Origin of the sequence: Ferruginibacter sp., assembly GCF_028288465.1 — a bacterium.
Classification (GTDB): domain Bacteria; phylum Bacteroidota; class Bacteroidia; order Chitinophagales; family Chitinophagaceae; genus Ferruginibacter.
Genome location: NZ_JAQBNR010000005.1, coordinates 185,107 through 204,371 on the forward strand (window position 1 = coordinate 185,107; position 19,265 = coordinate 204,371).

At 41.0% G+C, this 19,265-nt stretch carries 13 protein-coding genes; 12 read left to right on the plus strand and 1 reads right to left on the minus strand.

The features are described 5' to 3' along the window. Nucleotides 1-45: 45 nt before the first annotated feature. A complete protein-coding gene (locus JWR61_RS03130; RefSeq protein ID WP_301926398.1) occupies nucleotides 46-2,856 on the minus strand; it encodes a substrate-binding domain-containing protein in 2,811 nt (936 codons plus the stop codon). A gap of 303 nt (nucleotides 2,857-3,159) precedes the next feature. On the opposite strand from JWR61_RS03130, the gene JWR61_RS03135 reads away from it, so the two are divergent. The 12 genes from JWR61_RS03135 to JWR61_RS03185 all read left to right on the plus strand — a co-directional run bounded on the left by JWR61_RS03135 (nucleotide 3,160) and on the right by JWR61_RS03185 (nucleotide 19,160). Beyond that, entirely contained in the window at nucleotides 3,160-4,548 is a 1,389-nt protein-coding gene (locus JWR61_RS03135; RefSeq protein WP_301926399.1) for a sugar porter family MFS transporter, read from the plus strand. A gap of 73 nt (nucleotides 4,549-4,621) precedes the next feature. Continuing rightward, nucleotides 4,622-7,756: a SusC/RagA family TonB-linked outer membrane protein gene (locus JWR61_RS03140; protein ID WP_301926400.1), complete on the plus strand. Its 3,135-nt coding sequence runs from the start codon at nucleotides 4,622-4,624 to the stop codon at nucleotides 7,754-7,756. Nucleotides 7,757-7,774: 18 nt separating this feature from the next. Beyond that, entirely contained in the window at nucleotides 7,775-9,487 is a 1,713-nt protein-coding gene (locus tag JWR61_RS03145) for a RagB/SusD family nutrient uptake outer membrane protein (protein ID WP_301926401.1), read from the plus strand. A 244-nt stretch (nucleotides 9,488-9,731) separates the two neighbouring features. Then, on the plus strand, nucleotides 9,732-11,240 hold the full coding sequence (locus tag JWR61_RS03150) for a glycoside hydrolase family 32 protein (protein ID WP_301926402.1): 1,509 nt from the start codon (nucleotides 9,732-9,734) through the stop codon (nucleotides 11,238-11,240). 64 nt (nucleotides 11,241-11,304) lie between these two features. After that, complete coding sequence (locus JWR61_RS03155) at nucleotides 11,305-12,999, plus strand: DUF4980 domain-containing protein (protein WP_301926403.1); 1,695 nt, start codon at nucleotides 11,305-11,307, stop codon at nucleotides 12,997-12,999. Between the two features lie 156 nt (nucleotides 13,000-13,155). Then, entirely contained in the window at nucleotides 13,156-13,374 is a 219-nt protein-coding gene (locus tag JWR61_RS03160) for a hypothetical protein (protein WP_301926404.1), read from the plus strand. A gap of 52 nt (nucleotides 13,375-13,426) precedes the next feature. Beyond that, the gene (locus JWR61_RS03165) at nucleotides 13,427-13,645 is read left to right on the plus strand and encodes a hypothetical protein (protein WP_301926405.1); all 219 of its coding nucleotides are present in this window, start codon (nucleotides 13,427-13,429) and stop codon (nucleotides 13,643-13,645) included. A gap of 302 nt (nucleotides 13,646-13,947) precedes the next feature. Then, nucleotides 13,948-14,943, plus strand: coding sequence for an L-glyceraldehyde 3-phosphate reductase (gene mgrA, locus JWR61_RS03170; RefSeq protein WP_301926406.1), 996 nt, complete (start codon nucleotides 13,948-13,950; stop codon nucleotides 14,941-14,943). A gap of 72 nt (nucleotides 14,944-15,015) precedes the next feature. Then, entirely contained in the window at nucleotides 15,016-16,527 is a 1,512-nt protein-coding gene (locus JWR61_RS03175; protein ID WP_301926407.1) for a DUF5050 domain-containing protein, read from the plus strand. A gap of 254 nt (nucleotides 16,528-16,781) precedes the next feature. Then, nucleotides 16,782-17,960 carry a Gfo/Idh/MocA family protein gene (locus tag JWR61_RS03180; protein ID WP_301926408.1) on the plus strand — a complete coding sequence of 393 codons (1,179 nt, stop codon included), beginning with the start codon at nucleotides 16,782-16,784 and terminating at the stop codon, nucleotides 17,958-17,960. Further along, the gene (locus JWR61_RS28220) at nucleotides 17,908-18,303 is read left to right on the plus strand and encodes an RNA polymerase sigma factor (protein ID WP_367881788.1); all 396 of its coding nucleotides are present in this window, start codon (nucleotides 17,908-17,910) and stop codon (nucleotides 18,301-18,303) included. The genes JWR61_RS03180 and JWR61_RS28220 overlap by 53 nt, the downstream gene beginning before the upstream one ends. 167 nt (nucleotides 18,304-18,470) lie before the next feature. Next, entirely contained in the window at nucleotides 18,471-19,160 is a 690-nt protein-coding gene (locus JWR61_RS03185; RefSeq protein ID WP_301926409.1) for an SDR family NAD(P)-dependent oxidoreductase, read from the plus strand. Nucleotides 19,161-19,265: the final 105 nt, after the last annotated feature.

Consider the following 19,265-nt stretch of genomic DNA (forward strand, 5'->3'; position numbering starts at 1 on the left):
ATTATGAGAAAAGGAGGTATCCAACATTATTTTTGGAACAATAAATTATTGAGACTGGCTGGTCTTACCTTCTTTAAAAGCCTTGGGCGTTACGCCAAATTTTGATTTGAAAACGGTAGAGAAATAGGCCTGTGATGCAAAGCCCACTTTAAAGGCAATTTCTGCTATATTCAGCTCTTCATTCAGCAATAAATATTTTGCCTTTTGCAGGCGAATGGTAAGAATATAATCATTTACATTGTAACCTAACAAGGCCTTTACTTTTCTGTACAGCTGTACCCTGGAAATACCAATCTGTCTGCCAATTTCATCTACAGAAAAATGTTCGTTGGCAATATTATTTTCTACAACTGCGGTAAACTCATTAATGAATTTCCGGTCAATCTTGCTGGAGGAATTCGACCTGGTTTCTGCCGGCAGTTCACTTGTATAATGTTCTCTCAGTACAGCCCTGTTTTTCAACACTGTTTTAATGGTTTCTTCCAGGTAGGCCACATTAAAAGGCTTAACAATAAAAGCGTCCGCCTGCGATTTAATACCTTCTATCTGTTCTTCAATACTGCCTTTGGCGGTTAATAGTATCACGGGTATATGCGATGTTCGCAAATCGTGTTTAAGTATTTCGGTTAATTGCAAACCATTTTGACCGGGCAAAACAATATCTGAAATGATCAGGTCTGGAACAATGTCAAACGCAATACTGGCGCCACTTTCCCCCGTGGCGGCCTCATGCAGTTCATAATGACTGGCAAGCCTTTCTTTTAAAAATGCCCGCAGGTCATCATTGTCTTCAATAATTAAAATTGAATTTTCTTTTTGAACCGCAGTAGTTGAATCATGTTGTAAATTTACTTTTTCAATATCTGTAATGTATATTTTTTCATCTTCATAAATATTGGATGGAGCGGGTTTCTCCGCCAATATCTCCTGTGCCTGTAAATGTGATTTTCCGATAGGTAGATTGATTTCAAAACAGGTGCCTTTTCCTTTTTCGCTTGTAAGTGTAATGTCACCGTGATGCAATCCAATCAATTGTTTTGACAGAGATAACCCAAGACCTGTTCCTTTAAATGTACTGCTATGCCCCTGGTAAAACATTTCAAATGCATGGACTGCATCTTCCTCACTCATGCCCACACCATCATCTGCTACTTTTATGATGGCTGTTTTTCCGTCAGCGGTTGTATCAATCGTAACATTGATGTTGCCATGATCAGCAGTAAATTTAAATGCATTAGAAAGTAAATTAAACAATACCTTATCCAGCATAGTCGTGTCAAACCATAACTGCAAGTCTTTCACTTTGCTGGTTACATTAAACGAGATGTGTTTTTTCTTTGCTGTTTCCGTGAATGCGCTTGTTATATCATTTACAAAAGAGGTGATGTTATTTTCAGACGCACTAAATTTCATTTTCCCTTCTTCCATTTTTCTGAAATCCATTAATTGATTGATCAGGCGCAGCAACCGCATTGTATTGCGGCGTATAAATTCCAGGTTATTTTTTACCGCGAAATGCAGCTTGGGAGAAGCCATGGCATCTTCCAGGGGAGCCATGATCAAAGTGAGCGGTGTACGCAGTTCATGAGAGATGTTTGTAAAAAAATTAACCCGGGCATCATTGGCGTCTTTTACCTTTTGCATCAACTCTACCAGCTGGTTACGCTGCCCGGAAATTTCTTCTTTTTGCTGCTCCAGTTTTTTATTAATCTTTTTATTTTCCTGCAAATAATAAAACAGCACACCTCCAAATATTAATGCCAGGGCGAGCGTTATTGATATACCAAGTATTATATTAGTTTGGTTTTTTGAGATGATAATCTGTTCTTCAATCTTTTTTTGTCTTTTATCAATATCAGCCTGCTGTTCCGTTACCTTATCATTTTGAAGTTGCATAATGCGAACGTTGGAAGAATCAATGATGGTAGTAGCGAGGGTATTCTCTTTGGAATAGGGTTGGTGGTCTAAAATTTTCAGGGCGGTAACAATGGCTTCCTGCCCGCCGGTCGGATATAATACAGTAGCAGCCAGCATTTTTGAAGCAACCATTCCCATTCCCAAACTGTCAATAGGCAGTCCGTCAACACCAATAATTTTTATCTTTTTATCAGTACTTGTTTTTTTACAGATGCGGTATACTGTCAGGGCAATGTAATCAGTTTGGGCAAAAATTAGACTGATATTTTGATTGGTTACCAGCGTGTTTTCCAGGTCACTTTCATAATTAACTGCATGGTCCTGGATTGTCTTCAGCAGATGTATGCCGGGGTTATTGGCAATCACATCCATAAAGCCCTTATGTCTGTCGATAAATGGAGTTGCATCCGACAGCCCCATTACCTCAAGTATATCTCCTTTCCCTTTTAAAAGTGATACGGTATACCTTCCTGCATTTTGACCTACCTCAAAATTGGATGCACCTACAAAAGCGGTATATTTTGTTGAATTGATACCCCGGTCTATTAAAACTACCGGAATACCCGACGTATACACATTTTCAATTACGGGGGTTAAAGGCTGCGCTTCATTCGGAGAAACAATTAGCAGGTCTATTCCTTGTTTTACCAGTTCATTGATCTGTTGAATTTGTTTTTGGGTATTGGCTTCGGCATCCTTAAAAATAAACTGAATATTATTGTGAAAAGAAAGTTCCCGCTTCATTTCGTCCATCATTTTTTTTCTCCACGCATCACCACTTTGACATTGCGAAAAACCAATCCGGAACTTTTTGGGTGATTTTTGATCACTGCAGGAAGAGAAGAAAATAATAGCAAGCGATACCAAAAGAAAGATGGGTTTTTCCCTGATACAATTAATGAAGGATTGATTTTTTTTAAGCGGTGGCGAAACAAACATAGCGGCAAGTTGAGTTATTTTTTTTCAATTCAACAGATAAAATCATTTCAATTGTTTCGATCCTGTTTCTTTTACTAAAATTACTTTTTTTTGATGGTACCCTCATGGTATTAATTTATAAAACCATGCTACAAATTTGAACAATATTGTTTGCCTGGCTATCGGATGTTTTTTTTAAAGAGTTGATTTATAATCTATTGCCTTATTTCTTTTGCTAAATACAATTTTGAAACAAGTTGAGACGATAACGTACAACTTCGCACAATGCGGCAGCTACTTTTACCGGCATAAACGAGCTGCTGTATGAATAAAAGCAAACTATTTCAATGGTCTATTGTAGCCGCACTGGCTGGTTTTATTTTTGGATTTGATACGGTTGTAATCTCAGGAGCCAATCTTCCCATCAAAGAATTGTGGCATACTTCTCCTTTATTTCATGGATTTTTTATAATGTCGATGGCCTTGTGGGGTACACTGGTTGGATCCATATTTGGTGGCATCCCCACCGAAAAATATGGCCGTAAAAAAGTGTTGTTCTGGATCGGGATTCTATTCGCACTTTCCGCTGTTGGTTCAGCACTGGCACAGGATCCTTACACCTTTTCATTTTTTCGTTTTATAGGCGGTATTGGTATTGGTGTTTCCTCAGTGGTGGCACCAACCTATATTTCTGAAATTTCAACTCCGGCTACCCGTGGTAAACTGGGTGCGATGTACCAGTTTAATATTGTATTTGGCATATTGGTCGCCTTTCTTTCCAATTATTTTTTACAAGGTGTTGGCGGTGTCAACGACTGGCGCTGGATGTTGGGTGTGCTGGCAATCCCTTCGGTTATTTATACAGTGATGGTTTTGGGCGTGCCTGAAAGCCCCCGTTGGCTGATTACAAAAAAGAACGACCTGGTTAAAGCAAAACAAACATTGTTACTGATTGGTGTTGCAGATGCAGACGCGGAAATAGCCGCCATAATAAAAAGCAACCAGCATGAATCTTTGCTTGAAAAAAATAGTGGTTTCTTCAGTTCTAAACACAAAGTCATTATTTCGCTGGCATTTTTAATTGCCTTTTTTAACCAGCTTTCTGGTATCAATTTTATCCTCTACTATGCACCGGAGATATTGTCTAAAATAGGATTAGGCGCAAAAGACTCCCTGCTTAATTCAATTGCTATTGGCGGCACCAATTTAATTTTCACTTTTGTGGGTCTTTATCTTATTGACAGACTGGGCAGAAAAAAATTGTTGCTGATTGGGTCAATTGGTTACATCATAAGTCTGGCAATGGTGGCAGGCTGTTTTGCCTCGCATGCAAGCCCTGTACTTTTAATGAGCTTTTTACTGCTTTTTATAGCGGCCCATGCCATAGGGCAGGGCGCAGTGATCTGGGTCTTTATTTCAGAAATTTTCCCCAACAAAATACGGGCTACCGGTCAGTCATTTGGTGCCAGCGTTCACTGGATTTTTGCAGCTATTATAACACTGATAACACCAGTTTTTTTAGATAGTAACAACGGAATATTTAAAGATAACCCCTGGCCAATTTTTGCCTTTTTTGCGGTGATGATGATGTTGCAATTGATATGGGTGCTTACGAAAATGCCTGAAACAAAAGGGGTTTCGCTTGAAGAACTGGAAGCCACACTTATGACAGAGCGCAAGAGTTTTGAAGGAAAAGTAAAGGAAGTTGTTTAAAAACTACCATGGATTTTTTTACTAACAATACGATTTTACTGCTACTAATTATTTAACAATTAAAATTTCATTTATGAGAAAAGTGTTTTTCTTATTGCCATTATTATTACTGGCGATGTTTTCTTTTGCACAGCAAAAGACCATTACGGGGGTGGTTACCAGCAAGGCCGATAAAACACCTTTGTCTGGCGTAACAGTGCGTTCAAAAACCAAAACTGTTATTACCAATAACGCGGGGGAATATTCCATAGAAGCTGCTATCGGCGAAACGCTGGTTTTTTCTTACGTGGGACTGAAGTCGGTTGACCTGAAAGTTACCGCTGATACAAAAAATCCTTCTGTTGAATTGGAAGCTGCTGCCAACAGCCTTGATCAGGTTGTTGTAGTAGGTTATACGTCGCAGAAAAAGAAAGATTTAACCGGGGCAGTGGCGGTAGTGGATTTAACACCCGTTAAAAACAATACATCAGGCAATACCATGCAGGCTTTGCAGGGAAGAGTTGCAGGATTGTACATCGAAAAGGATGGCTCGCCTAATGGTTCAAATGGAAGAATACTGATCCGTGGTGCCAACACTTTAGGCAATACCGATCCGTTGTATATCATTGATGGTGTCCCTACCACAAGACCGGAAGTATTTCAAAATATACCTGCAGCATCCATTGCATCGGTGCAGGTGTTGAAAGATGCATCAGCTGAATCCATTTATGGATCCCGTGCATCCAATGGTGTTATTATCGTTACCACAAAAAATGGCGGTAACACAGATGGTAAAGTAAATTTTCAATTGAACAGCAGCGTATCAAGTCAGTCAGAAAAGGCAATGCGGTTTAAAATGCTGAATTCACTTGACAGGGGAAAAGCATTGTGGCAGGCCTCCGTAAATGACAAGCAGGACCCGGCAGCCGGATACGGAGAAATTTATGGTTTCGACTGGAACAACGATTACAATAGTCCGGTATTAAACGGAGTAACAGTGAAGCCTTTTGTAGGTGGCGATCAAAATACTCCTGCCGGCAATACCGACTGGCAAAGTGTTATGTATAAAACCGGCCTGGTAACCAATAACAATTTAACAGTTTCTGCAGGCAATAAAAATTCCTCGCTGGAAATTAACCTCGGCTACCTCAAAAACACGGGCATGTTAAGGTTCACTGGCTACAACAGGTTGAGCGGCGGTATCAATGCATTAACACATGCTTTTAATAATAAGTTGTTATTCGGCATCAATTTAAACATCGCCAATTCCAATGAAACATTGACGGCAAGAGACTTGGGCGGAGCAGCAACTACTAATCTTGCTGTCTCTTTAGTACCAACAATTCCGGTGTATCAAAAAGATGGGGTAACCTATGCTGGTGAATTGGGCGCTGGTTATTCCGACAGAAATAATCCGTTGCACATGCAGGATTTGGCCAAATGGAATAATGCAAATCGCCTGAGTTCATTCGGAAATATTTTTGCAGAAGTTCAGCCGGTTAAAAATCTATTCTTCAAAACAAGTATTGGTGCAGATGATGCCAGGTTTTTAAATAAAGTAATTACGCCAACATTTGCTGAAGGCGCATTGGCCCGGACAACTAACAGTTTATCATTTGATGAAAATCATTATTTAAGTCTTACACTCTCCAATACGGTGCGGTACAATTTTGATTTAGGTGAAAAAAATCATTTTAAAGTGTTGGCAGGTACAGAATATATCAAGACTGATCTTAATTACCAGTCAACAAAAAAAGAAGGCTATGCGCTGCAAACAGAAGATTATTTTACCCTGAGTGCCGGTACTGGTAACACAACTGTAACCGGGGGCTCAACAGGTAACAGGCTGTTCTCTTTATTTGGACGTGTTGACTACAATTTGTCAGATAAATATCTTGCGGCCATCACTGTTCGCCGGGATGGATCTTCAAGGTTTGGTGCCGATAACCGCTATGGCGTTTTTCCTGCCGCATCAGTAGGTTGGAAGATAGACAAAGAATCATTTATGGCGGATAATAAAATTTTCTCCGAATTAAAATTGAGGGCTGGAGTAGGACGTGTGGGTAATCAGCAAATTGGTGACCTGGCACGCTTTGGATTATTTGATACAAGATATGGTACCGTGTTATCACAATTGGTTGGCGGTTTTTGGGAGCAGTATATGAATATCGGAACAGCTTACTCATTGTCGGGTGCAAATACAGGCAACCTGCCTTCAGGTTTTGTGCAGACACAGGCAGCCAATACTGCGTTGAAATGGGAAACAACAGATGAAATAAACACAGGGGTAGACTTCACCATACTGAATAATAAAATCTTCGGTTCATTCGATTATTTTACCCGGAAAACAACTGGTATATTAATTACACCTCCTGTTGCTTCTGCACTGGGTGAAGGACAAACCAAAGCAGTAAATGGCGCTTCAAAAAGTAATAAAGGCTGGGAACTTGTATTGGGTTACCGCGGTAACCAAACCGGCGATCTGAAATACAATGTTCAATTCAATTTTGCGCACTTCAGAGACAAGATTACAGAGCTTCCTGAAAATGTACGGCCGGCTTACGCAGGTAATCTTGTCAATACAATTATCGGCCACTCTCAGTTTGATGTGTTTGGTTATAAAACGAATGGTCTTTTTCAATCACAGGCAGAAGTGGACAAAGCACCTACACAAATTGGTGCCGGTCCGGGCAGAATTCGCTATGTAGATATTAATGGTGATGGAAAAATTGATGACCTCGACAGAACATGGCTTGGTTCAACGTTGCCCAAACTTGAATATGGTTTAAGGGTAGATCTGTCTTACAAACAATTTGATTTATCCATTTTTGGATCAGGTGTAGCAGGCAAAACAGGCTTTGATGTTTACTCCATGTTTAACCAGTTAATGAGAAGTCGTGAGAATGTAGGACCAGGCGTTTTTGATGGTTGGACACCGACGCACACCAATACCAAAGTGCCTGCCTTAACGCTGAAAGATAATAATAATGAAACCCGTACTTCAGATTATTTCTTTGTAAATGCATCTTATTTCAAAATGCGTAATATCCAGTTGGGATACAACATTCAACCCAAATCTGTTTTTTCAAGACTGCGCTTTTTTGCCATGGCTGAAAACCTTTTCTGGTTCAAAAGCAAGAGCTATATAAGTCCGGATCCTGAAAGGATTGATTTGGATCCGGTACCCATTCCAAGAACATTCACTTTTGGTATTAACGCATCATTTTAAAGTAAAAACTAAAACAACATGAAAAAGATAATTATAGCAACTTTTATAACATCCGGACTATTGTTTTTTAGTTCTTGTAAAAAGGAATTGGATTACAAACCGACAGGTTTATTATCATCTGCAGATTTAGCGGCCCCTACGCCTTCGCAGGTGGAAGGCTTGGTAACAGCAGCGTATGCAGCTATAGGAAACGGCGACATGATTGGTCCCATCTATAGCGATTGGGTATATGGCAGTGTACGATCGGATGACGCATATAAAGGTGGCGGAGGAACAGGTGATGTGGGCGAAATAGATGCCATGGAACATTACAACCTGGTAACGCCTACCATTGATGCATTCATTTTTCGCACCTGGAAAAATTTGTTTAAATCAATCGGCAGGGCAAACGTCGCATTGCGTGCAGTAAACTCCCTGGCTGATGCAGATTATCCACAGAAAAAAACAAGACAGGCAGAACTGCGGTTTTTAAGGGCGCACAGTTATTTCATCATGAAAAAACTGTACAAGAATATCCCGATTTTCGATGAAACCGCATCTGATGTTGATATATTAAAAGTAGCCAACGATTTAGACAATGACGCGTCATGGAATAAGATTGCAGATGATTTTCAATTTGCAATTGATAATTTGCCGGAAACGCAGCCAGAACTTGCAAGAGCAAACAAACATGCCGCAGAGGCTTATCTTGCAAAAGTAAGGTTATACCAGGCTTATAAGCAGGATGCAACGCACCATGTTACAAGTATTGACCAGCCCTTGTTGCAACAAGTGGTTACTTTAACACAGGCAGTTATTTCTTCTGGAAAATATGCATTGAGTGCTGACATTGCCAATAACTTTTTACCTGAAACTGAGAATGGCCCGGAGTCTGTTTTTGCAATTCAATTTTCTATCAACGATGGTACTACATCCGGAAGATTGAACTATGAAGATGGCCTAAACTATCCACACGGCGCTCCGCAATATGGTTGCTGCGGCTTTCATGCCAGCAGTCAGAACTTGGTAAACGCTTTTACTACAGATGCCAATGGCCTGCCTAATTTTGAAACTTTCAACAATGGTATTGCAGATTTAAATACTGCTACAGTGGACGTTCGCATTGACCATACAGTAGGCATTGAAGGTCATCCGTATAAATACAATAACGCCTTACCATTTAGCAACAGTTGGGTAAGAGATCCTGGTGTATATGGAAATTTTCATACCATGCGCAATCAGCAATTGGCCAGCAGTTCATCTTATTTTAAAAACGGCCCTTTTATGGGAGTTGCTAAAAATTATGATATCATCCGGTACGACGATGTTTTGCTGATGCAGGCCGAGGCATACATTCAATTGGGTCAACAGGAAAAAGCGTTGCCACTGATTAATCAAATACGGGCAAGGGCAGCGGCCAGTACAGGCCGGTTAAAAAAAGCAGATGGAACGTTTGCATCGCATTACAATGTGGGGCAATACCCTGCAGCAGGCTGGACCAAAGATTATGCCTTTAAAGCATTACAATGGGAGCGGAGACTGGAGTTTGCAACCGAAGGATCACGTTTTTTTGACCTGGTAAGATGGGGCATTGCTGAGCCAACGTTAAATGCATATATAAACATTGAAAAAGTGAGGAGGACATTTTTAGCAACAGCTAAATTCACAGCAGGCCGCGATGAATACTTACCCATTCCACAATCAGAGATTACATTTACCAATGGTTTGTACAAGCAAAATCCAGGCTATTGATAAGGGTTAATGAATACTTATTAAGGCATAACAAATTTTTAATTTGAGTGCTTCCTATAGCAGGCAGTCGTTTTTTTACAATGCACGGGGGAAGTTTCTACTTCCTCCTTTTTTGCAACCAAAGAAATTTTTTGCAGTTTGACTAAACAGCATTGATAATAATAAAATTTTTTAGTTAATCAATAATAGGATAAGAGTCGTTAATTTACCAGATATTAAATTGAGTAATCATTAAACTGATGACATGAAAATAAAAAAAATTGCGATCTTGATTTGTTGTTTCTTTCTTTTGGGTACGGGGAATTTATCGGCGCAGCACGCTGTACAAATGAAAGAGCAATACCGCCCCCAGGTTCATTTTTCGCCTCAGAAAAACTGGATGAATGATCCCAACGGAATGGTTTATCATAATGGGGTCTACCATTTATTTTTCCAGTACAATCCGTACAGTTCGCTATGGGGGCCAATGCATTGGGGGCACGCCACCAGTAAGGATTTAATTCACTGGCAACAACAACCCATCGCAATTTACCCGGATAGTTTGGGAACTATTTTTTCGGGCAGTGCGGTAGTAGATAAAAATAACACAGCAGATTTTGGTAAGAAAGGCCAGCAACCCCTGGTAGCTATTTTTACCCAGCATGATACGATTGGAGAAAAAGCAGGTAGAAATAATTTCCAAAATCAGAGTATCGCCTATAGCCTCGATGAAGGAAAAACGTGGATTAAATATGCTGGCAACCCCGTGATCAAAAACCCTGGCATCAAAGATTTCCGGGATCCGAAAGTGATGTGGTTTGAGCCACAAAAAAAGTGGATTATGGTACTTGCGGCAAGGGATATCGTTAGTTTTTATTCATCACCTGATTTAAAAAACTGGAAAAAGGAAAGTGATTTTGGAAAAGACCTTGGCGCACATGGAGGTGGCTGGGAGTGCCCGGATTTAATAGAGTTGGAGTATAGCGATAACAAAACAGGACACTTAAGCAAACGTTGGGTGTTAATAGTTAACCTGAACCCGGGAGCGCCCAACGGTGGATCAGGCACGCAATATTTTATTGGCAATTTTGATGGTACAACTTTTACGACTGATCAAAAAGATACCCGGTGGATGGATTATGGGCCAGATAATTATGCCGGTGTAACCTGGTCGAATACTGGTAAAAGAAAAATATTAATCGGCTGGATGACGAACTGGTTGTATGCAAACCAGGTACCAACTGAAAAATGGCGAAATGCAATGACCATTCCCCGGGAACTGCAATTAAAACAGGTTGGGGAAAGCGTTTTTTTAACATCAAAACCTGTGGCAGAACTGGCTGCTATTCAATCAAAGCCGGTGTCAGTCGCAGACGGCGGCGCCAAAATAATACTTCCCTGCAGGCTGGATATTTCAATGAATACAAACAATGACTTCTCATTGGATTTGTCAAATGACGTCAATGAGAAACTGATTATTGGTTACGACAAAAATTCAAATCAATATTTTATTGATCGTTCGGCTTCGGGAAAAGTTGATTTTAATAAGGACTTTGCTGCCAAACATTGGGCACCCAGGCTAACGAATAATGCGGCTATGAATATTTCTATACTGGTGGATAAAAGTTCTGTTGAATTATTTGCAGATGACGGATTAACGGTGATGACCTCTGTTTTTTTTCCAACTACACCATACAAGTTTATTCATTTGCAAGGGAAGGGAAAAAACACTTTCCCCAAACTAAAATATACCCAGGTTAAAAGTATTTGGTAATTGACTTAAATTGAAGTTCCCTTTTTTGGTTTAACATTTTTAATATCGGTTTAATAACTTAATCATGATGAAAAGATTGCTGCAGGTTTTTTTATGTGTTGCCTTTTTCCAGGCGGTTATAGCACAGGAAAACAACGCTGCCACACATAATTTTGCAAGCTATTTTACCGCTGAAAAAAAGTACCTCGTTTTGCCGGTTAAAAATGGTGCTTCAAAAAGAAATATTGAGATATGGGTGGATGGCGTGAACACCCGTTTTTTTGACATCGAACTTGCGGAAGGAACTCCTGACTGGTATGCCTATTTGCAGATAGATCAATGGAAAGGAAAAGAAGTAGAATTAAGAGTTGATAAGGTCAGCAATGGCTCAAAAGTTTTTACGCCCATTGTGCAAAGCGATGTAGATACCAATGCCAATACCTACAAAGAAAAATTAAGGGCCCAGTTTCATTTCTCACCAAAGCGTGGCTGGACCAATGATCCAAATGGTATGGTGTATTATAATGGCGAATACCATTTGTTTTACCAGCACAATCCTTATGGCCGTGGCTGGGGAAATATGACCTGGGGTCATGCCGTAACAAAAGATTTAATTCACTGGAAAGACTTGGGTGATGCACTGCATCCCGACCAGGGAGGTCCGGTTTTTAGCGGTGGCGCCGTGGTGGACAGTAACAATACAATTGGCTTCAGCAAAGATGGTAAACCAGCCATGGTAATGTTTCATACAGGTGCCAGGGGATGGGGGCAGTATATGAGCTGGAGCACGGATGGCCGCAACTTTCAAACCTTTGATAGGGCAGTGGTGCCCCGTATCAATAAAGACAACAGGGATCCCAAAGTTGTCTGGTATGAACCAACAAAAAAATGGGTAATGGTGATATGGGTTGAAAGAGGAAACAATGAACAGCATAGCATGCAGTTCCTCACTTCACCCGATCTTAAAAACTGGACAAAGGCAAGCACGGTAATGGGGGGCGTTGGCAACGATCGCTACCTGTTTGAATGTCCTGAATTTTATGAGTTGCCGGTAGAAGGTATGCCCGGCGTAAAAAAATGGATATTAACCGGCGCTAATACACAATACGCAATAGGTACTTTTGATGGCACTACTTTTACACCGGAACAGCAACGCCTGCAGGAACAGCACGGCCGCGATTTTTATGCACCACAAACCTTTAGCAACGTACCGGATGGCCGTCGCATTGAAATCGGCTGGTGGCGTACCAACACAGAAAAAGACGACATGACTTTCAACCAGTCTATGAGTCTGCCGCTGGAACATAAACTGGTGCAAACGCCGGAAGGAGTTCGCCTGACCCGCATGCCGGTGAAAGAGGTAGAAGGCCTGCGCAGCAAGGCTTACAAGCTTGGGAAGCTTTCCGTAAAAGAAAACGGAAGCAATCCTTTGAAAAATATAAATATTGAACTGGCTGAACTACACATAGATGTTGAACCGGGCAAAGCAAGTGAAGTGGTGCTGGATATAAGAGGCGTACCGGTTGTTTATAATGTTGCCGGTAAAGAGCTACAAGTGGATGGTGTAAAAGCGTCCGTAGCTTTAATAAATGGCAGGTTGAGTTTGGTTGTTTACGCAGACCGTACAGGCCTGGAAATATTTGCAAACAAAGGCCTGGTATTTATGCCCATCAATATCAATCTTGCTGATAGCAACCGCACATTGTCTTTATCAGCAAAGGGCGGTACAGCAAAAATTACTAATCTTGATGTGTATGAATTGAAAAGTATCTGGGAATAACGGGGGTGCCGGACATTCTTGGAGCTGCTTTTATTAATTGACTTCTTGGAGAAAAAAGACTGTTACTTACACCGCATATTTGTCTGTTAATAAGTGCTGTTTGAGAAATACCCAGGGGTTCTCTTATTTAAATGTGGCAAAATCAAACTCCGGCCGTTGGACGACTGCAGGATCAACAACCCCGATTCGCTCTTACCTGTATTTAAAAACAATTGGATTGATAACGTAAATGTAATATCGGGTAATACCGGTGTTACCGCATTGCATCTGCATAAAGTAGTACCTGTAAAAGGTACATTGAGAGTGGAGGCAGAAAATTATTTGACCAGGCTGGTATTAAAACGGAAGTGTGCGGCGAAAATGATTTGGATGTAGGATCGGCTGCTGCAGGCGATCTCATGGGTTACCTAACTTTTTGCATATCCTCATGGTTAAGATGAATCAAAACATGGTAGCCTTTTTCCTGGGCGATGGATTCTATGCCATTGATAACCGGCTCAAAAAAATCATTGATCACCTATGGAATCATTACAGCGATGGTTTTACTTTTTTGTTTTCGCTGGCTGCTGGCCGATGGCTTTACCTGGTAATTAACCTCTTTTGCTTTTTAAGTACTTTCTTTTTGGTAACGGCACTTACTTCATGACTGTCACGCAAGGCTTTTGATACGGTTGAGGAGCGAGAATTGAGTTTTTGGCAAGTATTTTCAGATTCATCGCACCATATTTCTGTTGTCAATAAAGATGCTATTAAAAGCAAGGGAAATATACTGTGGCTTCAACGAAAAGAAGCAACAATGTTGTAGCAAATAAATGCTTCCCAAATTGCTTCCGGCTTTCTTTTTTTATTGAATTTAACGGCAAAACTACCTGTTGGACCACGGGTTTTTAGGACAACTGCGGTCATTTTGATCAACTACACTATATTTAAAGTATAAAACTATACACGATGCAATACTTGCCAAATGACAACCGATACCAATCAATGGAATATCGCCGTTGCGGTAACAGCGGTTTACTTTTACCTGCTCTTTCACTTGGGCTGTGGCACAATTTCGGCCATATTGATAACCTGGAAAATGCCCGCAATATTTTGCGCACTGCTTTCGACAATGGCATTACGCATTTTGACCTGGCAAATAATTATGGTCCGCCTGCGGGATCTGCAGAAGAAAATTTCGGCAGATTATACAAGGATGATTTTGTTCCTTACCGCGATGAACTGATCATCTCCAGCAAAGCTGGCTGGGGCATGTGGCCGGGCCCTTATGGAGACTGGGGCTCAAAAAAATATTTGGTTGCCAGTCTTGATCAGAGTTTAAAGAGAATGCAGCTGGATTATGTAGATATTTTTTATCACCACCGTCCAGACCCCAGTACGCCTTTGGAAGAAACCATGGGTACACTTGACCTGATGGTGCGCCAGGGTAAAGCATTATATGTGGGTATATCAAGTTACCAGCCCGAAGAAGCGGCTAAAGCGATCAGCATTTTAAAACAGTTAGGTACACCTTGCTTAATTCATCAGCCAAAATATTCCATGTTCGATCGTTGGGTAGAAGATGGGTTATTAGATGTGCTGGAGCAAAACCAGGTTGGATGTATCGCATTTTCGCCGCTGGCGCAGGGATTGCTTTCCAATAAATATTTAAATGGCATTCCTGCAAACTCAAGGGCTGCAAGCCACAGAGGCAACGGTGCAATTGAAGAAGATGCCATCTCTGATGAAAAAATTGCAAAAGTGCAACAACTAAATACATTGGCAATTGAACGTGGACAAAACCTTGCGCAAATGGCATTGGCCTGGGTATTAAAAGATAAACGTATCACGTCGGTATTACTGGGTGTTAGTAAACCGGAACAGGTGCTGGATTCTATCCGTTGTTTGGAAAATTATTCTTTTACAAAAGAAGAACAGGAACGCATCAATAAAATTTTAGCGTAACCTCAATTAAGTACCAGTAAGTACTAGGTATCCCAGTCGTTTAAGTTTAACAACCATCAAAAATAACATCTCATGTTAATAATAAAACAAATGCTGCTTTTAACAATCGGTGCCGCTGCTGTTTGCACACCGCTTTGTGCACAGGTGCCCGGAGCAAAGATTGGTTCCTTCGATATTTTTTCTGATGTTGGTGCTCCTGCAATAGCGGGTGCTGCCAGTTACCACGAACCTTCTCAAACCTACCGCATCACAGGATCGGGCAGAAACATTTGGTTTGGGCAGGACAGTTTTGCTTTTCTGTCAAAAAAAATGAATGGCGATTTTATTTTACAAACGCAGGTTCGTTTTTTAGGCGAAGGTCATGAAGCTCATCGCAAGGCCGGCTTGATGATACGAAGTTCCACCGCAACCAATTCGCCGGTAATTACCTGCACGGTTCATGGAGATGGATTAACAGCTTTACAATACAGAACAGTGGCCGGTGCAGATATGAAAGAAATAAAATTAACCATCAAGGCGCCGGATGTTTTGCAGTTAGAAAAAAAAGGGAACACCTATACCATGTCTGTAGCACATTTTGGAGAAGTGTATGTTATGGAAAAGCTGGAAAATATTGATTTAGGTACTGATTTACTGGCCGGTTTATTTGTTTGTTCGCACACCACTTTATTTTCCGAAGAAGCTGACTTTACCAATACCCGGATTTTTAATACTGCACCGGATACGTTGATTCAGTACAAAAGTTACATTGGCAGCGCATTGGAAATAATGGATGTTGCCAGTGGCCACCGGCAGGTATTGGCCAGTAACAAAGGTTCCTTCCAGGCACCTAACTGGACACCTGATGGCAAAACGCTCATTTATAATGAAAGCGGCAGGCTTTATAATTTCGATTTAGCCAGCAGAACGGCCACGGTATTAAACACAGGTACTGCCATTAACAATAACAATGATCATGTGCTCACTTTTGACGGTAAACAAATAGGCATTAGCAACCAGGGCACAGAAACAAAAGGGCAATCTGCTGTTTATACCCTGCCTGCAACCGGCGGCACTCCAAAACTTATAACAGAAAAAACACCATCGTATTTTCATGGCTGGTCGCCCGATAATCAATATTTAGTTTACACAGCAGAACGCAATGGCGATTACGATATTTACAGAATTTCAAAAGATGGGGGAAAGGAAACTCAACTTACCAATACCAAAGGGTTGGATGACGGACCGGAATATTCTCCCGATGGAAAATATATTTATTTCAATTCTACCCGTACCGGCAAAATGCAACTTTGGCGGATGGATGCCGACGGGAAAAATCAAACGCAGTTAACTTTTGATGAATTGAATAACTGGTTTCCGCATGTTTCTCCGGATAACAAGACGCTGGTATTTATTTCATTTCCAAAAGATGTGCCTGCAGATAAACACCCATTTTACCATAGAGTGTTTTTGCGCACTATACCCGTTGGTGGCGGTGAGTCGAAAACAATTGCTTATTTATACGGAGGGCAGGGAACAATGAATGTGCCAAGTTGGTCGCCGGATAGTAAGAAAATAGCTTTTGTAAGTAACGGCATTTTTTAATTTTTAATGGGAAAACAAAGTATATGGGCATTTCCTTTATTAAAATAAAGGGTAAACAACCCGCGTTTTTTGTTGCGATTGTATTGTTGGCTGCAGCTTTGGCCCTGAAAAAATGTAAAGGCAGTGCTGCAATATTAGAAATCATAAATAAACTGGAGCTGAAGTTATTGGCAGTTCGATTCCGATTTTGTTGTGTTTGATATGGATAAAGACGAATGGAAGCAGGATATTTTAGATGCATTAATTCCCTCAAAATGAAAAATATAAAAGCAGGTATTATAGGATCAGGGTTTGCAGCAAGATTTCACTTTGATGCGCTAAAGCGCGTGTATTCGGTGAACCTGGAAGTTGTCGGGGCTTTTTCCGGCAACTCAAAAAAGCTGGATGAGTTTACTACCGCCCGGGGCATCCAAAGTTTTGGAAGTCTGCAGGCCTTAATTGAAGCGGCCGATGTGCTGCATGTTTGCACACCGCCGGTAACGCATGAGCAAATTGCCGTGGAAGTTTTAAAACAGGGAAAGCATGTAATAATTGAAAAGCCGTTTACCGGTTATTTTGGAGATGGGTCGGCAGATTTTAACGGTGACACTTTTTCCCGTATAGAAGGGTTACATATGGCAAAGGAAAGTGTGCAACGGATGTTGCAGGCAGAAAAAGAGAGTACCGGTGCTATCATGTATGCAGAGAACTGGGTGTATGCACCCGCCATTCAAAAAGAAAAGGAGGTAATTGAAAAAACCGGTGCTCAAATTTTATGGATACAGGCGCAGCAATCGCACTCCGGTTCTCATTCGCTGGATTATGGGCAATGGCGTTTGTCGGGCGGTGGTTCATTAATGGGCAAAGGCGCTCATCCGATAACGGCAGCCTTGTATTTAAAACAAGTGGAAGGATTAAAAAGAAAAGGTGTTGCCATTCGCCCCAGGAAGGTATCGGCAGTAACGCATGCCTTAACCAGGATGCCCGGCTATATTAATGAAGGACATTTAAGAACTGGCTATAAGGATGTAGAAGATTTTGCATCGGTACATATTGTATTTGAAGATGGTACTGTTGCCGATATTATTGCCAGTGAACTATTGCATGGTGGCGTAAAAAATTATGTAGAAGTACATGCCAATAACCATCGCACCATCTGCAATATTGCTCCCAACAATGCCATGCAAACGTACAACCCGGTTGAAGCCAATTTTGATGAAGTGTATGTAGTTGAAAAAACCGGCAGCAAGCAAGGCTGGTCCTTTATATCTCCTGATGAAGCCTGGTTCAACGGCTATCAACATGAAATGGAATCATTTTATCGCAGCGCAGCTTTTGGCGATGCCATCGAAAGTAACAGTCAACTGGCTGCAGATGTAATTACAACAATTTATACCGCCTATGTATCTGCTGAAAAGCGCGGTGCAGCGGTTAATATTTCACTCGCAGAGTAGTAAATATGGCAAAAACCGTAGTGAAAAAAATGCGAGTGGCAAATACAATTCCGGTAAACACACGGCGGTCCGTTCAAGTGGACAACCTGCTTCAGAGAAGCTAATAACTAACGATCTGCAATATCATTTATTTCAACTTCTAATACATCATTTAAACCACCTTCCCGCCCGCCAGAAAGAGCTGATTATTCTTAAGTTTTATGAAGGATTATCCTATGAAGAAATTGTGCAGCAAACAGGCCTTGCGCCCCGCACAGTATATAATAAAATGCATGAGGCATTAAAGAAGTTAAAACTGGAGATGATAGAAAATCCGTATTCCCGGAAGGCAATGCATGCATAGCTGTATTTTTTCATTTACTTTTCCGGTGATTTACCGGGCAGAGGGTACGTACAAAAGATAAATACCGGGTTAATAATTGTATTTATTTGAGCAGGCTGCAAAAAAAAGTGCGATAGATGACGCAATGAAATTTGTATTAAAATACCTTAGTGCTAAAATTAAAAGAAATGAAAACAGCAATCGTTACCGGCGCTTCCGGAAATATGGGACAGTGCGTTGTAAGAAAATTTTTGGCAGAAGGATACCATGTGGTTGCAACGATTGTACCCAACGATCCTACCCCCTTTGAAATTGTTGACGCCAAACTGGAGAAGGTGCTTGTTGACCTGATGAATGAAGAAGACTCGGGTAAATTTATTAAGACGGTAATTGCCAAATATGAAAATATTGATGCCGCCATATTAACCGTTGGTGGTTTTGCGATGGGTACAATTGCGGATACGCAAACGGCTGACATTTATAAGCAATACAAACTGAACTTTGAAACAGCTTATAATGTTGCCCGTCCGGCATTTGTACAGATGATGCAACAGGGCAGCGGCAGGATATTCATTATCGGCTCAAGACCGGGCATGAGTGCCAAAGAAGGGAAGGGGATGGTGGCATACGGATTGGGAAAATCACTGATATTCCGCCTGGCAGAACTGATGAATGAGGAGGCCAAAGGACATAACGTGGTTACTACTGTTGTTGTACCCAGCACAATTGATACTCCTCAAAATCGCAAAGCTATGCCGGATGCCAAGTTTGAGAATTGGGTTAGGCCCGAATCTATTGCGGATGCCATCTATTATTATTGCACTCCTGCAGCAGCAACAATAAGAGAGCCGGTAATAAAAGTGTATAACAATGCATAAAGAAAATGGCCGGATTTATTTTGGATGATAATATTATGCCCTGGCTAATTTCCGGCAGCACTGATTGTATTGAAATCCAGGTAATCAACCAGGCAGCCATGATAA

Bases quoted from the DNA above. Each gene is read 5' to 3' on its own strand.
- JWR61_RS03130 (WP_301926398.1), bottom strand. From the start codon at position 2,856: ATGTTTGTTTCGCCACCGCTTAAAAAAAATCAATCCTTCATTAATTGT.
- JWR61_RS03135 (WP_301926399.1), top strand. From the start codon at position 3,160: ATGAATAAAAGCAAACTATTTCAATGGTCTATTGTAGCCGCACTGGCT.
- JWR61_RS03140 (WP_301926400.1), top strand. From the start codon at position 4,622: ATGAGAAAAGTGTTTTTCTTATTGCCATTATTATTACTGGCGATGTTT.
- JWR61_RS03145 (WP_301926401.1), top strand. From the start codon at position 7,775: ATGAAAAAGATAATTATAGCAACTTTTATAACATCCGGACTATTGTTT.
- JWR61_RS03150 (WP_301926402.1), top strand. From the start codon at position 9,732: ATGAAAATAAAAAAAATTGCGATCTTGATTTGTTGTTTCTTTCTTTTG.
- JWR61_RS03155 (WP_301926403.1), top strand. From the start codon at position 11,305: ATGATGAAAAGATTGCTGCAGGTTTTTTTATGTGTTGCCTTTTTCCAG.
- JWR61_RS03165 (WP_301926405.1), top strand. From the start codon at position 13,427: ATGGTTAAGATGAATCAAAACATGGTAGCCTTTTTCCTGGGCGATGGA.
- mgrA (WP_301926406.1), top strand. From the start codon at position 13,948: ATGCAATACTTGCCAAATGACAACCGATACCAATCAATGGAATATCGC.
- JWR61_RS03175 (WP_301926407.1), top strand. From the start codon at position 15,016: ATGTTAATAATAAAACAAATGCTGCTTTTAACAATCGGTGCCGCTGCT.
- JWR61_RS03180 (WP_301926408.1), top strand. From the start codon at position 16,782: ATGAAAAATATAAAAGCAGGTATTATAGGATCAGGGTTTGCAGCAAGA.
- JWR61_RS28220 (WP_367881788.1), top strand. From the start codon at position 17,908: ATGTATCTGCTGAAAAGCGCGGTGCAGCGGTTAATATTTCACTCGCAG.
- JWR61_RS03185 (WP_301926409.1), top strand. From the start codon at position 18,471: ATGAAAACAGCAATCGTTACCGGCGCTTCCGGAAATATGGGACAGTGC.